Consider the following 14,094-nt stretch of genomic DNA (forward strand, 5'->3'; position numbering starts at 1 on the left):
GTGAGCGCCCTGAGCGACAGGAGCCGACAGAGAGGCACGGGCACCAGAACCCGCGCCAGCGCGGACCTCATGCCGATCAAGGCAGCCGCCGCCGCTCTCGACGTCAGCGAAATGACCATCCGCCGCGCACTCGAGGCTGGCGACTTCCCCGGCCTCCAATTCGGGCGGACCTACCGGGTCTCACGCCCCTTCGTCGAGGCGCTCCTCAACGAGGTCCGGTCAGGTCGGCGAGTCATCGTCGAAGAATTCGCCGCCGCCTGGATCGCCTCCCGACAGGGGGCGGCGTGATGAACGAGCCCACCACCGAGCAACCGCGCGCCGAGGAGCACGTCCAGCAGATCGCCCGTTCGCTCGGCGACTACTGGGGCCGCGCCTGCGTGAACGCGTGGCGCACCGTCTTCCCGAAGCGGGAGCGGCGCAAGTGATCTCCTCCGCCGTCCCGGACACGGCCCCCGCTCGGGGCGGCGGAGGCCCCAGACACAAGAACCCCGCCGCGGCGATAGCAGCGCCGGGCGGGGCTGAAGGACCCAACCACCAGCAAAGGAAGGTGCAGATCCGTGAGCGACAACCGTAGCAGCAGCGGCGGCACCGCGACCGCCCCGACCCACGGCATGTGGGGCAAGCAGGGCCGCGGCTACCCCCAGCTCGCCAAGGGCGACAAGACCGCGAAGGGCGACAAGAAGTGACCGCGGCGCTCATGCCCGAGCGGCCCGTGCTCGACACGGCCGCGCTGTCCGCCGGAATCGCGGCGCTGCTCGAGCAGCACGGCATCACCGGCGCGACGTGTCCGTCCGCACCATCGAGCAGGGCGGCATGTACGCCGGCGTCACGATCTCCGCGACCGCGTACGAGCGGCCCGCCGGGCTGCCCGCCCCCCGCGACGACGCCGCGGACCTCGACGCCGTGTTCCGCAGCATCGCGGACCGCCTCGACGCGACGCCGCACCTGGCGGTGGTCAAGTGAACACCGCCCCCACGGCGCCCGCCCCGGCCCGGCAGCCGAGCACCTCAACGCGTCCCCCGACCCACTGCCCCGTGCACCCCGAGTGCGCCCTCGAAGGCGGCCCGATCCGGTGGCGCTGCGCCTACGGCCACGCCGTGCCCGCCGCCGACATCAACCGGGAGGTCACCCGATGAGCAACGGCATCATCCCTTTCAAGGTCCGCACCCGCCGCGGTGTCGAAACGGTCGAGTACCAGATGGGTGAGCTCGCGCTCCTCAGCTGGCTCGAGCGGTACGGGATCACGTCCACGCAGGACGAGCTCCGCGGCGACGACCCGACCAAGCCCGCCCTGATCATCGAAGGGCACACCACCAAGCGGGGTCACGAGTTCCGGTTCGTGATCGAGTTCAGGTACGACCCGAACGCGGACGTCCGCGACGGTGTGCCCTACGGGTTCCACTTCGTCGGTGGCGCGGTGCGGCTGACGACCCCGCAGCCCGGAGCGACCGGCGAGCAGACCGTCCGCACGTTCCACGACTTCGAGTCCGTGATCCGCGACGGCGAGGCCCAGTTCGTCCGCGGGCGCCACTTCGCGGTCCGGGCGACCGCAGCCGTCGACCAGGCCGCCGCGGAGATCCGGGAACGGGGTGGTCTCCGGTGAGGTTCGTTCTCCGCGCGATGCACCGTATCAAGGGCCGCCACGTCTGGCGCCTGGCCCTCGACGACGGGCAGGGGCGCCGCCCGGCGACCGTGCACCTGATGTGCCGGCCTTGCCGGATCACCAAGCCGCTCCAGGCCCCGGCCCACCCGGTCGTCCCGTGCTTCTGCCGCAACGCGACCTGCGCACGGTGGCAGCAGTACATCGCCCGTTGGGTCGCGCTGTTCGGTGTCGCGCCGAACCTCGACGACATCGCCGTCGACGAGCAATGGCACGCCTCCACGCAGCAGTGGCTCCGCGACTACGGCGCCGCCTGGCGGCGTCTGTTCTTCGTCGCCGTTCTCGGTAACGACCGCCGGGAGGTGACCGGCTGATGTTCTTCCTCAGCATCGCTCTCGACGCCATCACCACCCCGATCCTGACGGCCGCCGCACGGTTCCGCCGCCACACCCCGCCGTGGGAATGCGATCACCGGTGGAAGGTGCGGCTCCCGGTCGTCACCGGAACCGCCGCCCGGTCGTGTACCCGCTGCACCGTGCTCGAGCCGCTGCGCGAGACCCAACCGGCCCTGCACCCCGAGTCGCTGGCGATCCGCCTCCCGGTCCGGGAGGAGGCCGCTTTCAGGTCCCTCGCCGCCGCTTTCGGACCGGGTGAGTACCCGTGACGCAGGTGCGCCGCCCGCGCCCGCCGCGCAAACCCACCAAGCCGAAGCCGGACACCCGGACCCCGTCCGGGCGCCCGATGCCCTACTAGGAGCCAACCATGACCGCCCGTCAGATCCGCCGAGTGACCCCGGTCGCGTCCGGGCCGCCGCTCGCCATCGGCCTCGCCGCAGTCGAGGACCAGGTGCCGTGGCAGACCCGCGGACTGTGCGCCGAGACCGACCCCGACGCGTTCTTCCCCGAGAAGGGCGCCTCCACCCGAGCCGCCAAGAACGTCTGCCGCGGCTGCGAGGTCCGCGCCGAGTGCCTGGAGTTCGCCCTCGACACCGACCAGCGGTTCGGCATCTGGGGCGGCACGTCCGAGAAGGAGCGCCGGGCGCTGCGTCGCCTGCGTGGTCAGGGGCAGGAGGTGGCCGCGTGAAGATCTACTGGAAGCGCGAGGACGCCAGCGTGGTGTCCTCCGTCGAGGAGCAGACCGAGCAGGCCGCTGCCCTCGCCCGCATCGGCGGGCAGGAATTGCTCATCGACCCCCGCACCAACCCGGCCGTCCGGTCGTTCGCCACCGAGCTGCGCGACAGCCGACACCGGAAGATCCTCAAGGCCGACGACCGCCGAGACCTCCGCAAGATCCGCGTTGAGGAGAACCGCGCCGAACACGCTGAGAAGGCCCTCGAGTCGCTGCAGCAGGCGCGCGAGGCGTCGTCGCCGGCCAAGTCAGTTCGGGCCCTCTACGCGAGCCGGACCCGCTACATGCACGTGTCCCTCGCGACGTCGATCGTGCTGGCGTTCGGGTCCGCCCGCGGCCTCGAGCACCTCACCACCAAGTACGAGAGCATTCCCGCAGGGTCCGGATACATCGCGGAGGTTGGGCTCACTGGCCTCGCCACGATCGTGATCCTGGCCAAGTCGGAGCTCTCCCAGCATGGCGGGAAGATCAAGCGCTGGCAGGACGTGGCGCTGTGGTCGTTGATGGTCGCGCCGCTGGTGGCGTCCATGGTCGCGAACGTTCACGGCGGGAACATCATCGGTGCCACTTGTGCCGCGGGGGCGGCGGCGTTCGCGTTCTTCTCCTACATCGTCGCGGACACGTTCGCGCGTCCGCGCGGCAGCAGGCCAGCATGGTCACCGGCGACGACGAGAGCGACCTCCGAAAGATCGCGAGCGGCGAGGACCTGTTCTCAGCCCCGGCCGCCGAGGTGCCCACCAAGAGCTTCTCGGCTGGGTCAACTGGTGAGCAGACGCCAATGTCCAGCTCCAGTGGCCACCAGGTGGACACCGCAATGACCACCCCGGTAGGGGAGCTCACCCCGAGTGTCCATCCGACTGAGCCCACGTCCGTCGCCACCCCTGGGCCCACCCCGATGGCCACTCTCGTCACCACCGCTGGGCCCACCCCCCTGAGCCTCCAGAAGCCCACGCCTGTGTCCACGGGTGACCACATCGACAGTGGCCACCGTGAGTCCACGGGGAAGCCGATGCCCATCCCGGCTCCGGCTGCTGAGCACAAGGTTGAGCCCACCGGTGAGCCCAGCCCCGTGGTCACCACCGATCCCGCCACCAGCCAGCCGAACACGAACACGGGCGGCAAGGCCAAGCGCCGCACCCGCGACCAGATCCGCACCGAACTGCAGAAGGCCCTCAAGGAGCACTACGACAACGGCGGCGGCGAGCCCCAGGTGAAGCCCCTCGCGGAGGCGATCCGCGTGAACCGTCGGATCGTCCGGGAGCTCCTCGACGAGATGAACGTTCGTCCCATGGTCCGCAAGGCGGTGGGGCAGTGACCACCCGAGAGTCCACTCGTAAGCCCACTCATGGGCACGGCGTCAAGGGCCAGGGGCGTGACCACGCCGGTGAGCCCACCAGTGGACACACGCTTAAGTCCACCGATGGTCACGGCACTGGCCACGCCCGGATGAACACCGATGAGCCCACCGGCGTGGACATGGCCACCACGGCCGGATGGCGGTTCGGCGGCAAGTGGGCACTCGCGGGGGTGGCCACGACCGTACTGGCCATCGAAGTGTTCACCGTCCAGAAGGTCCTCTACGCGACCGGGTGCGCCCTGGTCCTCGCCTACGCGGCCGGCGTCGCGGTGGGCTGGCGGATGAGGAGGCACGGCAATGGCCGGTAAGCGCCGCGGGACGAGCACCCCGCTCGTCCGGACCGCCCGGCCGGAGCGGCGCCGCGCCGCACTGAACATCCGCCTCGCCCAGGCCCACGACCCCAAGCAGCGGGTCGCGCTCGCCGCCGAGTACCTGCGGTCCGCGCTCGCGATCCACCCCGACCACACCACCGCCGAGACCGCCGTCACCCACCTCATCGAGACGGCCGACCGGCTCTTCCGCGGAAAGGAGCAGCAGCAGTGACGGCCACTCACGGTCACCCGCGCGACCCGCGCACGTACGGGGGAGCGGATGCAGTGCACAGTGCAGTGCACAGTCCGGCTGACTCGACCGACCCGGGAGTCAACGCGCGCCCCCGCGGGCGCCCGCGCGAGGATAGCGACGAGAGTGCACAGTCGCAACCCCCGAGTGCACCCGACTTCGAGAAGGCCAACGACGCCCCCGAGGTCACGAAGGGTGACGGGATCCGGGGGATCGCCGCCGGGTTCTCCCCGCCCGACATCTGGTCCACCGACCGGCCCGCGCTCCGCGACGTGTGGGCGTACGCGGCCCGCGGCGACTGGACCCGCGACGGCGGTGCACCCCGGCGGGTCGGGCAGGCGTACGCGCTCCTCATCGCACTCCCCGTCGTCGGCCTCGCCTACGGGGTCGCGTGGGCTGCCGAACGCGGCACCCGCCTGATCGCGCTCATCGTCCTCATCGTTCTCCTCGCCCAGGTCCCACCACTGGCCTGGGTCCTCTAACCCGAAAGGAAATCCTCATGGGATGGCTCGTTCTCCTCCCCACCGCCGCCGTCTGGTTCGTCGTGTCCAAGCGGGTCCGGCTCCGCCGCGGCGCCGCCGCCGTCTCGGTCGCGGTGATGCTCCTCGCCGCGATCGCCGGCTGCGGGTTCGCGTACACGTTCGCGGGCCGGTGGTTCGCCGCGGTCGTCGACTGGGTCGGGCAGATCCTCGCCAACATCACCGGCGAAGCCGCGATCGCGTCCGGCATCGCGATCGCCTTCACGCTCCTGCTGCTGCTGACCGCGATCGCAGACATCGCGTGCGACCGCCGCGCCGACCGCGCCGCGCAGGTGTCGGCGTTCCTGATGCCGGTGATGCTCGCGCTCGTCGTCGGCGGATCCCTGGGCGCCAGCGGCGGCGGCGCCGTCCAGTCCGTCACCAACCAGGTGTCGAGCTTCGTCGGGCAGATGGGTGGCGCCTGATGGATCCGCTGACCGCGATCCTCTTCAGCCTGTGGATTGCGGGTTACTTCACCCGCAACGTCACCGAAGACCTCGTGTTCAAGTCCCGGGGGCAGGACCCGCCGAGCTTCCGCCGCCAGCAGCAGCGGTGGGAACGGCAGAAGGAGCGCCGTGACCGCGGCCCGGGCCCGGCCCGCAAGTTCGCCGGGAACGCGTGGGCGGACGCGTGGGCGCGGGCGGACGAGCGCCGCTCCCGCCGGACAGAGAAGGCCGCTGGCCGACGGCGGGCCGCCGACGTCGAGAAGGACGTCGCCGCCGCCGAGGACGAGGCGTACGCACTGAACGAGCGCCTCAACGCCGCAGAGAAGAAGTCCGCCCCAGTGCCGCCGCCCCAGACGCCGTCCGCGCCGCGCCCCGCACCGGCGCGGCTCGCGCTGCCATGCTTCTTCTGCGGGCACGTAAAGAGCCTGGACGAACTCCGGGCCGTCGAAGACGGATCGCGCCTAGTTCGCGCATGCCTGGCCTGCCGACCGGCGGACACCGCGCAGAAGCCGCAGCCACAGTCTGCGCCGCGGCCCGTACCAGCCAGCCCGAGCGCGCCCCCGTCTCAGCCCGCACCGCAGCCCGCACCGCAGCCCGCACCTGCCGCCCCGAACGCGCCCGCACCGCAACCTGCGCCCTCTCCGGACGGGGCCCCCGCTCCCGCCGCCCCATCTCCCGCGCCTGCCACGCAAGGCGCGGACGTCATCCAGTTCGCCGACTGGCAGCAACGCGCTGCCGAACCCAGCAAGGAGAAGAACATGTCCGCAGAGATCACCGGCCTCCGCTCCGCCATCGCGTTCGCGAACGGCTCCGCCTCCGCCGCCGACGCAGCCGCCACCCAGGTCGAACTCGCGATCGCCGGGCTGCAGACCGGCGGCACCTCCGGCGCCTCCATCGCGGCGCTGCAGGCCGCGATGGAAGGCCACCACACCACCGCCGCCCACTACCGGAGCGCCGCCGTGACCCTGACGCAGCAGCTGCAGGTCGCCGAGGCGTACGAGGCCAACCGCGGCGCCGGCACCCGCGAGTTCGTCACCAGCGACTGACCGGCGCTGACGTCGCGTCCGAGCGGCCCGACCACCGGGTCGGGCCGTTCCACGGGACGCCAGCCCCTCCCCATCACGCACACGAGAGAAGAGCAGGCCCCATGACCGCCACCATCATCGGCGACGACGCCGCAACCGACCGGTACACCGCCATCCCCATCGAGCGGCCGACCGAAGCCAGCGGCACGGAGGCGCCGCGGTCCTCGCGCTGGGACGTCGAAGGCACCATCGCCCGGACCCGAACCGACGTCTACGACACCGCCGTGCGTCTCCGCGCCCAGATCGGCCCGCACGCCGCCGTTGGCGCCACCGTCGGTGCCGGACTCGCGCTCGACGCGATCGTCGCGACCGGCGGGCTGACGCCCGGCAGCGCCGCGATGATGGCCGCTGCCGCGTCAGCCGCCACGGTCGGCGCCATCGTGGCACGGGCTCGACGCCGCGGGTCGGAGTGGGTGCAGCGGATGCTGATCGGCGGAGCCGGGGCGGGGCTCTGGCTGACGGCCGCACCGTACGGGGTCGGGCTCGGAGACGCCGCAATGCTGGTCGCAGGGGAGTATGCGCTCGCTGCCCGCTGGTGGCAGGCCAACCGGCCCGGTTACCCCGACGCCGATTGCGAAGCCGACGACACGACGTTCCTCCTCGACCCCGAGGACATCCCTGAGCCGCTCACCCCAGTCGAGCAGATCATTTCCGACTGGGACGAATACATCGCCTGCGCCGGCGGCCCACTGCACAACTCCCGGCTCATCGCCCCTCAAGAACACGAGCACGGATTCGCGTTCACGCTGCAGCTGTGGCGCGGACGACAGACCCTGGCCACCGCCCTCGCCGCGCTCGACAAGCTCGCGGGCGGACTCGGGTACGGCGTTGACCAGGTCATCGTGGAGCAGCACCCTGCGTTCAAGTCCACCGCGACGTGCAAGTTCCAGCTCATTACCCGGTCGCCGATCTCCGGCGACATCGTGTTCACCGGGCCGCGCCGCCGCGGCGGGCTGCTCGAGCTGGGCCCCTACGCCGACGGATCCGGCGAAGCCGTCTACCGCCTCTACACCCCCGGCTCCATGTGGTCCGGCGTCGTCATCGGCGGCACCGGCATCGGCAAGAGCCGCGTCGTGGAGAACATCGTCATCTCCGCGCTGTCCGGCGGCGACACCGAATTCTGGTACCTGGACCCGGCCCGAGGCGGTTCCAGTCCTGCCCTCGCCGACGCCGCCGACTGGTTCGTCACGATGGACCAGATCGACGAGTTCCTCGACACCGCCATCGCCGAACTCGACGCACGCGCCGAAGAGAACGCCGTCGAAGGCTGGACCGGGTTCACGCCGTCACCGCAGCGTCCCGGCCTCCTCATCGCCGTGGAGGAGTGCCACAACCCGTTTGCCGACAACGTCCGCGCGGTCAAGTGGGCGCGCCTCGCCCGGGAGGGACGCAAGCTCGGGATCGCTCTGCTGTGCGTCTCCCAGTACCCGGGCCTGATCACGTTCGGCAGCAACGAGGCACTCCGGTCGAGCGTGATGGAAGGCAATGCGCTGGTGCTGCGGTCCACGAGCAACCAGACCGGTGGGCTCATGGCCGGCCTGACCGTGGACCCCAAGACGCTTCCGAAGATCCCCGGTTACGCATACGTGCAGGGGTCGGAGGAAACCGGCGTCCGCACGGCCCCGTTCCGGAACCGCAACACTGAACCTGCAGGTGGCCCCGGCGCCGCCTACTGGCTCGCGCAGCAGCCGCGGCCCGGCCTCGACACCCTCATGGTCACCGCCACGCTCGCCGCCGGCACGGCGTATCGGGACCGGCACACCTCTACCGACACTGGCCGGGCTGGGTCCCGCGCCCGCGTCGAGGCGCTCCGCAACGGCCATGTACCCGCGGACATGCTGCGCGGTGAGCCGGAAGACACCGCCGTCGTACCCCTCGCCGACATCGTCGGGTTCCCCGAGTTCCGCCTCATCAAGAACGCCCCCGAAACCACCGCTGCGACGCCGTCAGCGGCCCGGCCGGTGGAAGGGCTCACCCCGTCACAGCAGTCCGTCCTCGACGCCGTCAGCGCCGGTATCGACCGCCCCAGGCTCCTCGAGGAGCGCGTCGGTCTCAAACACCGCCAGATCCAAAACATCCTCCGAGACCTGCTCGACGCAGGACTCATCACCAAAGCCGCCGAACACGGCCGCTACCAGCGCGCCGCCTAACCCGAAAGGACCCCTCATGTACGCCTACACCACCACAACCGGCGACCAGTGCCCCGGCTGGGACACCTTCGACCGCCTCGTCGCCCAGGCCGCCGTCGGCCTCCCCAACGCCACCGTCGACACCATCGCCGCCGTCCTGCCCGCCGGGATCTCCTACCACCTCATCGAGACCACCCTGCGGCGCACCGCCACGACCCCGAGCAACGTTCGCCACCTGCCCCGCACCCACCACCTCGGCCACCAGGCCGCGGCCTAACCCCACGGAAGGGGACCACGCAGTGCAGATCGAGATCGAGTTCCGCCCCGAAAAGGGCACGACGCAAACCCTGTACGCCGACCTGTCCCGCGAGGAAGTCGAAGCGATCGAAGCGGCCATCGCCAGCCGCGACGCCTCCGACACCATCCTCCAGATCAACTCGCGGACCAAGCGCAACGGCCCGCCCCATCGGTGGACGTTCCGCGCCGACCGCATCGACATCAAGCGGGTGCGGTGATGGGAGACCCCTGCAACCACGCCGTCGTCGGTGTCCTCGCCATCTGGAACGGCCACTACCTCACCGGCCTGCGGGCCAAGACCCCCATCGCGGTCGCCCCTTGCGCCGGGCACGTCGACGAACTCCGCACCCGCATCCCCACCGGCTCCCGCACCGAGGAACCCCTCTTCCGCGACGCCGCCGTCCGCGAACTCGAAGAGGAAACCGGCCTGCGGGTCCGGCCCCGCGACCTCAAGCTCGTCCTGAACCGGATCGGCGGCGACCGCTGCCACCGCAAGGCCGGTTCGGTCGACGGCGACAACTGGCACCACTGGCTGCTGTTCACCGTCGAGTTCTCCGGCCGGACACCCCCGACCGTCCGGTCCAACGGGGAGCTCACCGACCTGACCTGGCGCACCGCCCAGCAACTCGCCGCCGTCCCCAACCTCGAGCTGATCTGGCAGGACTTCCTCCGTCAGCTCCACATCATCTGAACGGTACCGGGCGGGCGCCCGGCCACGAGTCGAGCGCCCGCCCGGCCCAAGGAAGGCCCACCAATGTCGTCCTGCTCCACCTGTGGCGGCACGGGAACGATCGGCGAGTCCCGCCAGCTCCACCCGCTCACCGGCCGCCCCGTCACCAGAACCAAGATCCCCTGCCGCACCTGCTCCGGAAATGCCCCCAAGGTCAAACGAAAGAAGACGAAATGAGCCAGGACCCGAAGAACCGAATCGTCACCCCGACCACCGACCCCGACCGCTTCACCCCCGAAGAGAAGCGCACCTTCGACGCCGGCCAGTGCTCCTGGGACGTCGGCGACAGCTACTGGGGGCAGCGCGACACCATGTGCCACCAACCGTCCAAGCCCGGCGCCTCGTTCGGCAACTGCGCCAAGCACGAAGCGAAGTTGCTGGAGAACCACTGGCCGGACGGGAGCCCCCGCCGATGACCGACGTCAGGACCTACACCAACCACAACACCCCACCGTGGGCGACCGTCATCACCAACACGATCACGGCAGGCGACCTGGGTAAGGCCCGGGCACTGTGGCTGTCGGCAGCCGCCGAGGCTGGAGCCGACCACGCCATCTACGCCGTAGCCGCCGCCGTCGAGCCCGGCCCCGGCCAGATCCTCGTGGGGGAGGCACCGAGGGTGTTCGGGAACCCGCTCCGACAGGGGTTCGCGTGGCGGTGCGGCGAATGCCTGGACGTGTTCCGCCGCGGCGGCCCCGACCCCCGTTCCGGAGTCAACTACAAGACGCTGCGCGGCGCCGGCGCCGCGGCCCGCAAGCACTCCACCGAAGGGCACCCCACGAGCGTGCGAGTGGACGAAGCACCCCGGAGGTCCTCGTGAGCCTCGGACGTTTCGGCGGCGTGTACGCCGCTCTCCACGCCGGCCACACCGTGGGCGATTACTGGGTTCAAACGGCCCGTTGCGCCCACGTCAAGGGCATGCCTGGGCCCGCCGGGAACCGTGCCTGCGCGATCCACGTCGCCACCCTTACCGCCACGCAGGTCGCGTTCCTCGCGCTCGCCAGCACCTCCTCGGGGGAGCGTCTCAGTGCCCGCCGCGCCGCAGCCGGCCTCGCCGTGAACGCCATCTCCCACTACGTCATGGACCGCCGCGACCACGGCGTCCTCCCCATCCTGTGCCGAGCGCTCAGGCGGATCGGCAAGGACGAATACGCCGAGCTCGGCAAACCGGGCCTCGCGTCCGGCGCCGCCTACCTCGACCAGGCATGGCACATCGGCTGGTGCGCCATCTCAGCCGCCATCATCAGTGGAAAGGACTGAACGTGTCCCGGACCTACACGCACCCTGATGTCCTCAGCAAGGGCATCACCGAAGGGTGGGCCGACCCAGAAGACGACCCCACCACGCTGGACTGGCCAGCGAGACAAGCCGCCGCAGCAATCCCCTTCGAGGTCGTCGACGGGCGCCCTCTCAACCCGCACCACCCGACCGGCATCCGCTACGGCCGCAGCGAACTGGGCCACTGGGGGGAACAGCAAGCCGCCGACGCGCTCGTCGCGGCGTTCGACGAGAACGGTCGCCGCTGGATCGTCCTCATCGAACGCCGCGACGAGGTCGAACGCTATGAACTCTGCCGGTGGGCGTTGCCCGGCGGCAAGGTCGACTCGGGCGAAACCGCGCTGGAAGCCGCGGTCCGTGAGCTGGCCGAGGAAACCGGCCTCGACCTCCGAGGACAGAACATCGAGTGGCACGCCGGGATGCCCCAGTACGTCGACGATCCCCGCGCCTCGGACGAAGCCTGGATGGTCACCACGCTGTGCATCGCCGACCTCGGCGTCATCCCACGCGGTCAGTTCCCGGCCGTGGCTGGCGGCGACGACGCCGCTCGCGCCGCATGGGTTCCCGCGGACACCTACGGCGAACTCACCTACCACCTCACCACCGTCTACCGATGCGGCGTGTGGAGTGCACACGTCGACATGCTCGCGCACGCCCTGCGCAACCCGAACGGAGACTGACCATGGCCGACCGCCAGTTCCGCATCACCAGCATCGAACTCGACAAGGACGAACACGTCACCGAGATCACCGCCGTGATCCGCCAGGACGCTATCAGACCATCACGCGTGTCCTCGGCACGGTCACCGGAACGCAGCTGTCGCCGCAGCAGGCCGCCATCGATCTCTCTGTAACGGACGCCAGACGGCTTCTCGCGGAATGCGACGCCAAGAGCGGACACAAGGGCGCTTCCGACATTCGCGACAGCCTGTCCCGCGTACTCAACTCGGACGGAACCTGACCATGGGCATGTCGACAAGCATCATCGTCCACAACCAGCTCACCGACCAGGACACCGAGAAACTGTTCGCGGTCTGCCGCGAAACGATCGGCGCCCGCCGTCGGCACCGCTGGCACGAAGGCCCCTCCAACATCATGCGCGGTGCCCGTGAGTACACCATGGTCCAGGACCAGGGTCTGCCGGTGTGGCTCCGCGTCTTCTACACCACCCGTGGTGTCCTGCCCAGCCTCGACTCCGAGCAGCCATACCCGGAGCACACTCTCGAGGTCTGGTTCCTCGGCGGCACCGACCACGCCCTTCACGAGCGAATCCGTAAGACCATCGGAGACTGGCTCACCGAGCAGGGGTTCACATGGCAGTGGTCCAACGACTACGGCGAGCGGACCTGGCACAGGGGAAGCTGAGCAGTGTCTGGTGCTGCGTCCGGCGCCGCCTTCTACGGCGGCGCCTCACGGAACACCAGCCCCCACAACAGCCCATTCCTGGAGAGGGAACCGAAGAATGACCGACACGAACATTCACCGCGAGCAGGTCACTGCCACGACGCTGGACGGCAGCATCACCTTCCAGGGGACCGCACGCCTGAGCCAGGACGGCGAAGCTTGGTCGGGCGACATCATCACCGACACCCTGCCCGCCAGCGTGGGTGCCCTGGAGACCTTCTATGACGGTGCCCACATCACCTTCCCCTCGGGGGAAACCGTTGAGGTCGAGGTTCCGAATCTCGCCATCAACACTTTTGAGCCGGACCATCCTTTCGCGGCCTTGGCGCGGCTCTCCGGCATCGCCGCTGAGGCAGATGGGCGTCTACCCGCGTTCGCGCTGAACGTTCGGCTGTCCCACCTGCCGGGGCACCCCTGATACGTCGTGTCGGGATTGAGAAATCCCGGCAGCGCCATTCCTACATCTGACCTGCGAGAATGAGAGAATAGAGCATGAGCCCGAGCACCGAGGAAATCCTCACTGCCCTCGACCTCACAGGCGTTGAGCACGTCAATATGCGCTGGTCGGGAGTGGATGCCACCATCGTTTACACGCCCGACCGCGCTGAGTTCGAGCGACGTCAAGCGCACGGCAATCCCTCGGTGACTCGGCTTGACTGGCTTAGCCTGCTCATGAACCTGCCGCACGGGCATCCGGTCCCGTTTTCGTCGTTTCGGCCTGCCGAGCATCGCGACCTGGACCGGATGCCGCTGGGGACGGTGGACATCACCCCGGGCGGGTTCGTGCGGCAACTCACTCATCCGCTGCGCGTGGAGCTCGCGATCGTCCACGGCCACCAGTGGAAACCGGGACTGGGCCGCGCCAGCCGCTTCGCGCCGTACTGCCGCCGCGCGCTCGTCCTTGCCGGGAAGCCCAAGCCTGCGGTTCTGCAGCAGGCGGCCATCGTCGCGGACTTCTACAGCATCGGCCTCATCGTCAACGAAGACCGCGGCCCGCAGGTCGTCGTCCGCCCCGACGATTTCACGAAGTACCGGCACACGCCGGCGGGGTGGAAGTTCCTCGAAGAGGTGTACGCGAGCGCGGTGGGCGTCCAGAAGGCCGCCGCGTGATGGGCTCACAGAATGCGGATTCCGGGCAGATGAACATCGACGAGGAGAGAACCGTGGGGAACTACCTCCGCGAAGGGGACCCTGATTGGGGTTGGGAGTTCCGCTGCGAGGACTTCATCTTCGCCCGCCTCGACGAGGACCGTGCGTCTGCAGACAAACTCGACAGCGCCGCCCGCCAGGCCGAGCGCGACCGGATCGGCTCGCTGCGCAGGATCGCGGGCTGGCACAGCACCTACGTCGACCAGGAGGGGCGTAGCCACGCACGCTGCTTCACCTGCGAGCCCAGCCACGGCTTCCCGTGTACGACGCTGCGGAACCTCGCCGGCCTGTGGCGCGCCCACCCGGACTACATACCTGGGTGGACGGACGAGGGGACCTTCCTGGCGGACGTGTTCGAGCTGGGCGGCTTCCGGCGCGCGTTCCTCGCTAAGGCCCGATCAGACGCCTAGCTC

29 protein-coding genes are annotated in these 14,094 nt (G+C 70.1%); all 29 read left to right on the top strand.

The genetic code is table 11. The annotated features are described in order from the left end of the window. Positions 1–69 precede the first annotated feature (69 nt). Entirely contained in the window at positions 70–288 is a 219-nt protein-coding gene (locus BJF79_RS43170) for an excisionase family DNA-binding protein (protein ID WP_158079458.1), read from the top strand. Further along, positions 288–425 (top strand): hypothetical protein, encoded by a 138-nt coding sequence (locus tag BJF79_RS56615; RefSeq protein WP_158079459.1) that lies wholly within the window; start codon positions 288–290, stop codon positions 423–425. Before BJF79_RS43170 ends, BJF79_RS56615 begins: the two co-directional genes overlap by 1 nt. Before the next feature lie 132 nt (positions 426–557). Continuing rightward, entirely contained in the window at positions 558–686 is a 129-nt protein-coding gene (locus BJF79_RS64380; protein WP_262403448.1) for a hypothetical protein, read from the top strand. Positions 687–783: 97 nt separating this feature from the next. Then, positions 784–963: a hypothetical protein gene (locus BJF79_RS43175; RefSeq protein ID WP_075906183.1), complete on the top strand. Its 180-nt coding sequence runs from the start codon at positions 784–786 to the stop codon at positions 961–963. Next, complete coding sequence (locus BJF79_RS56620) at positions 960–1,136, top strand: hypothetical protein (protein WP_158079460.1); 177 nt, start codon at positions 960–962, stop codon at positions 1,134–1,136. The genes BJF79_RS43175 and BJF79_RS56620 overlap by 4 nt, the downstream gene beginning before the upstream one ends. Beyond that, the gene (locus BJF79_RS43180; RefSeq protein ID WP_075906185.1) at positions 1,133–1,603 is read left to right on the top strand and encodes a hypothetical protein; all 471 of its coding nucleotides are present in this window, start codon (positions 1,133–1,135) and stop codon (positions 1,601–1,603) included. The genes BJF79_RS56620 and BJF79_RS43180 overlap by 4 nt, the downstream gene beginning before the upstream one ends. Before the next feature lie 17 nt (positions 1,604–1,620). Then, on the top strand, positions 1,621–1,974 hold the full coding sequence (locus tag BJF79_RS43185; RefSeq protein WP_158079461.1) for a hypothetical protein: 354 nt from the start codon (positions 1,621–1,623) through the stop codon (positions 1,972–1,974). Then, entirely contained in the window at positions 1,974–2,264 is a 291-nt protein-coding gene (locus tag BJF79_RS43190) for a hypothetical protein (RefSeq protein WP_075906189.1), read from the top strand. Before BJF79_RS43185 ends, BJF79_RS43190 begins: the two co-directional genes overlap by 1 nt. A 98-nt stretch (positions 2,265–2,362) precedes the next feature. Further along, positions 2,363–2,683: a WhiB family transcriptional regulator gene (locus BJF79_RS43195; protein ID WP_075906191.1), complete on the top strand. Its 321-nt coding sequence runs from the start codon at positions 2,363–2,365 to the stop codon at positions 2,681–2,683. Then, entirely contained in the window at positions 2,680–3,546 is an 867-nt protein-coding gene (locus BJF79_RS43200; protein WP_075906193.1) for a hypothetical protein, read from the top strand. The genes BJF79_RS43195 and BJF79_RS43200 overlap by 4 nt, the downstream gene beginning before the upstream one ends. 191 nt (positions 3,547–3,737) lie before the next feature. Continuing rightward, entirely contained in the window at positions 3,738–4,043 is a 306-nt protein-coding gene (locus BJF79_RS43205) for a hypothetical protein (protein WP_143220887.1), read from the top strand. 131 nt (positions 4,044–4,174) lie between these two features. Continuing rightward, positions 4,175–4,393, top strand: a complete 219-nt coding sequence (locus BJF79_RS43210) for a hypothetical protein (RefSeq protein ID WP_075906197.1) — start codon at positions 4,175–4,177, stop codon at positions 4,391–4,393. Further along, positions 4,383–4,628, top strand: a complete 246-nt coding sequence (locus BJF79_RS43215; protein WP_075906199.1) for a hypothetical protein — start codon at positions 4,383–4,385, stop codon at positions 4,626–4,628. Before BJF79_RS43210 ends, BJF79_RS43215 begins: the two co-directional genes overlap by 11 nt. 65 nt (positions 4,629–4,693) lie before the next feature. Next, positions 4,694–5,128 carry a DUF1634 domain-containing protein gene (locus tag BJF79_RS43220; protein WP_075906201.1) on the top strand — a complete coding sequence of 145 codons (435 nt, stop codon included), beginning with the start codon at positions 4,694–4,696 and terminating at the stop codon, positions 5,126–5,128. Between the two features lie 17 nt (positions 5,129–5,145). After that, positions 5,146–5,589: a hypothetical protein gene (locus BJF79_RS43225; protein WP_075906203.1), complete on the top strand. Its 444-nt coding sequence runs from the start codon at positions 5,146–5,148 to the stop codon at positions 5,587–5,589. Continuing rightward, positions 5,589–6,656 (top strand): hypothetical protein, encoded by a 1,068-nt coding sequence (locus tag BJF79_RS56625; protein WP_075906205.1) that lies wholly within the window; start codon positions 5,589–5,591, stop codon positions 6,654–6,656. The genes BJF79_RS43225 and BJF79_RS56625 overlap by 1 nt, the downstream gene beginning before the upstream one ends. A 101-nt stretch (positions 6,657–6,757) precedes the next feature. After that, positions 6,758–8,845 carry a MarR family transcriptional regulator gene (locus BJF79_RS43235; protein ID WP_075906207.1) on the top strand — a complete coding sequence of 696 codons (2,088 nt, stop codon included), beginning with the start codon at positions 6,758–6,760 and terminating at the stop codon, positions 8,843–8,845. A gap of 16 nt (positions 8,846–8,861) precedes the next feature. Then, complete coding sequence (locus BJF79_RS56630; RefSeq protein ID WP_075906209.1) at positions 8,862–9,101, top strand: hypothetical protein; 240 nt, start codon at positions 8,862–8,864, stop codon at positions 9,099–9,101. 22 nt (positions 9,102–9,123) lie between these two features. Next, positions 9,124–9,339, top strand: coding sequence for a hypothetical protein (locus BJF79_RS43245; protein ID WP_075906211.1), 216 nt, complete (start codon positions 9,124–9,126; stop codon positions 9,337–9,339). After that, positions 9,339–9,812 carry an NUDIX domain-containing protein gene (locus BJF79_RS43250; RefSeq protein ID WP_075906213.1) on the top strand — a complete coding sequence of 158 codons (474 nt, stop codon included), beginning with the start codon at positions 9,339–9,341 and terminating at the stop codon, positions 9,810–9,812. Before BJF79_RS43245 ends, BJF79_RS43250 begins: the two co-directional genes overlap by 1 nt. 212 nt (positions 9,813–10,024) lie before the next feature. Further along, positions 10,025–10,267 (top strand): hypothetical protein, encoded by a 243-nt coding sequence (locus BJF79_RS43255; protein ID WP_075906215.1) that lies wholly within the window; start codon positions 10,025–10,027, stop codon positions 10,265–10,267. Further along, the gene (locus BJF79_RS43260; protein ID WP_075906217.1) at positions 10,264–10,671 is read left to right on the top strand and encodes a hypothetical protein; all 408 of its coding nucleotides are present in this window, start codon (positions 10,264–10,266) and stop codon (positions 10,669–10,671) included. The genes BJF79_RS43255 and BJF79_RS43260 overlap by 4 nt, the downstream gene beginning before the upstream one ends. Continuing rightward, positions 10,668–11,111 (top strand): hypothetical protein, encoded by a 444-nt coding sequence (locus BJF79_RS43265; RefSeq protein ID WP_075906219.1) that lies wholly within the window; start codon positions 10,668–10,670, stop codon positions 11,109–11,111. The genes BJF79_RS43260 and BJF79_RS43265 overlap by 4 nt, the downstream gene beginning before the upstream one ends. 2 nt (positions 11,112–11,113) lie before the next feature. After that, positions 11,114–11,809, top strand: coding sequence for an NUDIX domain-containing protein (locus BJF79_RS43270; RefSeq protein WP_075906221.1), 696 nt, complete (start codon positions 11,114–11,116; stop codon positions 11,807–11,809). Between the two features lie 2 nt (positions 11,810–11,811). Beyond that, complete coding sequence (locus BJF79_RS56635; RefSeq protein ID WP_158079463.1) at positions 11,812–11,982, top strand: hypothetical protein; 171 nt, start codon at positions 11,812–11,814, stop codon at positions 11,980–11,982. 109 nt (positions 11,983–12,091) lie between these two features. Continuing rightward, positions 12,092–12,493: a hypothetical protein gene (locus BJF79_RS43275; RefSeq protein ID WP_075906223.1), complete on the top strand. Its 402-nt coding sequence runs from the start codon at positions 12,092–12,094 to the stop codon at positions 12,491–12,493. Between the two features lie 97 nt (positions 12,494–12,590). Then, entirely contained in the window at positions 12,591–12,950 is a 360-nt protein-coding gene (locus BJF79_RS43280; RefSeq protein ID WP_075906225.1) for a hypothetical protein, read from the top strand. Between the two features lie 74 nt (positions 12,951–13,024). Continuing rightward, positions 13,025–13,642 carry a hypothetical protein gene (locus BJF79_RS43285; RefSeq protein ID WP_143220888.1) on the top strand — a complete coding sequence of 206 codons (618 nt, stop codon included), beginning with the start codon at positions 13,025–13,027 and terminating at the stop codon, positions 13,640–13,642. Positions 13,643–13,695: 53 nt separating this feature from the next. Further along, positions 13,696–14,091: a hypothetical protein gene (locus BJF79_RS43290; RefSeq protein WP_143220889.1), complete on the top strand. Its 396-nt coding sequence runs from the start codon at positions 13,696–13,698 to the stop codon at positions 14,089–14,091. Positions 14,092–14,094 lie beyond the last annotated feature (3 nt).

Origin of the sequence: Actinomadura sp. CNU-125 (assembly GCF_001942465.1) — a bacterium.
Classification (GTDB): Bacteria; Actinomycetota; Actinomycetes; order Streptosporangiales; family Streptosporangiaceae; genus Spirillospora.

Bases quoted from the DNA above. Each gene is read 5' to 3' on its own strand.
- BJF79_RS43285 (WP_143220888.1), top strand. From the start codon at position 13,025: ATGAGCCCGAGCACCGAGGAAATCCTCACTGCCCTCGACCTCACAGGC.
- BJF79_RS43180 (WP_075906185.1), top strand. From the start codon at position 1,133: ATGAGCAACGGCATCATCCCTTTCAAGGTCCGCACCCGCCGCGGTGTC.
- BJF79_RS43235 (WP_075906207.1), top strand. From the start codon at position 6,758: ATGACCGCCACCATCATCGGCGACGACGCCGCAACCGACCGGTACACC.
- BJF79_RS43210 (WP_075906197.1), top strand. From the start codon at position 4,175: ATGAACACCGATGAGCCCACCGGCGTGGACATGGCCACCACGGCCGGA.
- BJF79_RS43255 (WP_075906215.1), top strand. From the start codon at position 10,025: ATGAGCCAGGACCCGAAGAACCGAATCGTCACCCCGACCACCGACCCC.
- BJF79_RS56635 (WP_158079463.1), top strand. From the start codon at position 11,812: ATGGCCGACCGCCAGTTCCGCATCACCAGCATCGAACTCGACAAGGAC.
- BJF79_RS43170 (WP_158079458.1), top strand. From the start codon at position 70: ATGCCGATCAAGGCAGCCGCCGCCGCTCTCGACGTCAGCGAAATGACC.
- BJF79_RS43190 (WP_075906189.1), top strand. From the start codon at position 1,974: ATGTTCTTCCTCAGCATCGCTCTCGACGCCATCACCACCCCGATCCTG.
- BJF79_RS43185 (WP_158079461.1), top strand. From the start codon at position 1,621: ATGCACCGTATCAAGGGCCGCCACGTCTGGCGCCTGGCCCTCGACGAC.
- BJF79_RS56630 (WP_075906209.1), top strand. From the start codon at position 8,862: ATGTACGCCTACACCACCACAACCGGCGACCAGTGCCCCGGCTGGGAC.
- BJF79_RS56625 (WP_075906205.1), top strand. From the start codon at position 5,589: ATGGATCCGCTGACCGCGATCCTCTTCAGCCTGTGGATTGCGGGTTAC.
- BJF79_RS43260 (WP_075906217.1), top strand. From the start codon at position 10,264: ATGACCGACGTCAGGACCTACACCAACCACAACACCCCACCGTGGGCG.
- BJF79_RS43275 (WP_075906223.1), top strand. From the start codon at position 12,092: ATGGGCATGTCGACAAGCATCATCGTCCACAACCAGCTCACCGACCAG.
- BJF79_RS43195 (WP_075906191.1), top strand. From the start codon at position 2,363: ATGACCGCCCGTCAGATCCGCCGAGTGACCCCGGTCGCGTCCGGGCCG.
- BJF79_RS56615 (WP_158079459.1), top strand. From the start codon at position 288: ATGAACGAGCCCACCACCGAGCAACCGCGCGCCGAGGAGCACGTCCAG.
- BJF79_RS43215 (WP_075906199.1), top strand. From the start codon at position 4,383: ATGGCCGGTAAGCGCCGCGGGACGAGCACCCCGCTCGTCCGGACCGCC.
- BJF79_RS43225 (WP_075906203.1), top strand. From the start codon at position 5,146: ATGGGATGGCTCGTTCTCCTCCCCACCGCCGCCGTCTGGTTCGTCGTG.
- BJF79_RS43205 (WP_143220887.1), top strand. From the start codon at position 3,738: ATGCCCATCCCGGCTCCGGCTGCTGAGCACAAGGTTGAGCCCACCGGT.
- BJF79_RS43250 (WP_075906213.1), top strand. From the start codon at position 9,339: ATGGGAGACCCCTGCAACCACGCCGTCGTCGGTGTCCTCGCCATCTGG.
- BJF79_RS43280 (WP_075906225.1), top strand. From the start codon at position 12,591: ATGACCGACACGAACATTCACCGCGAGCAGGTCACTGCCACGACGCTG.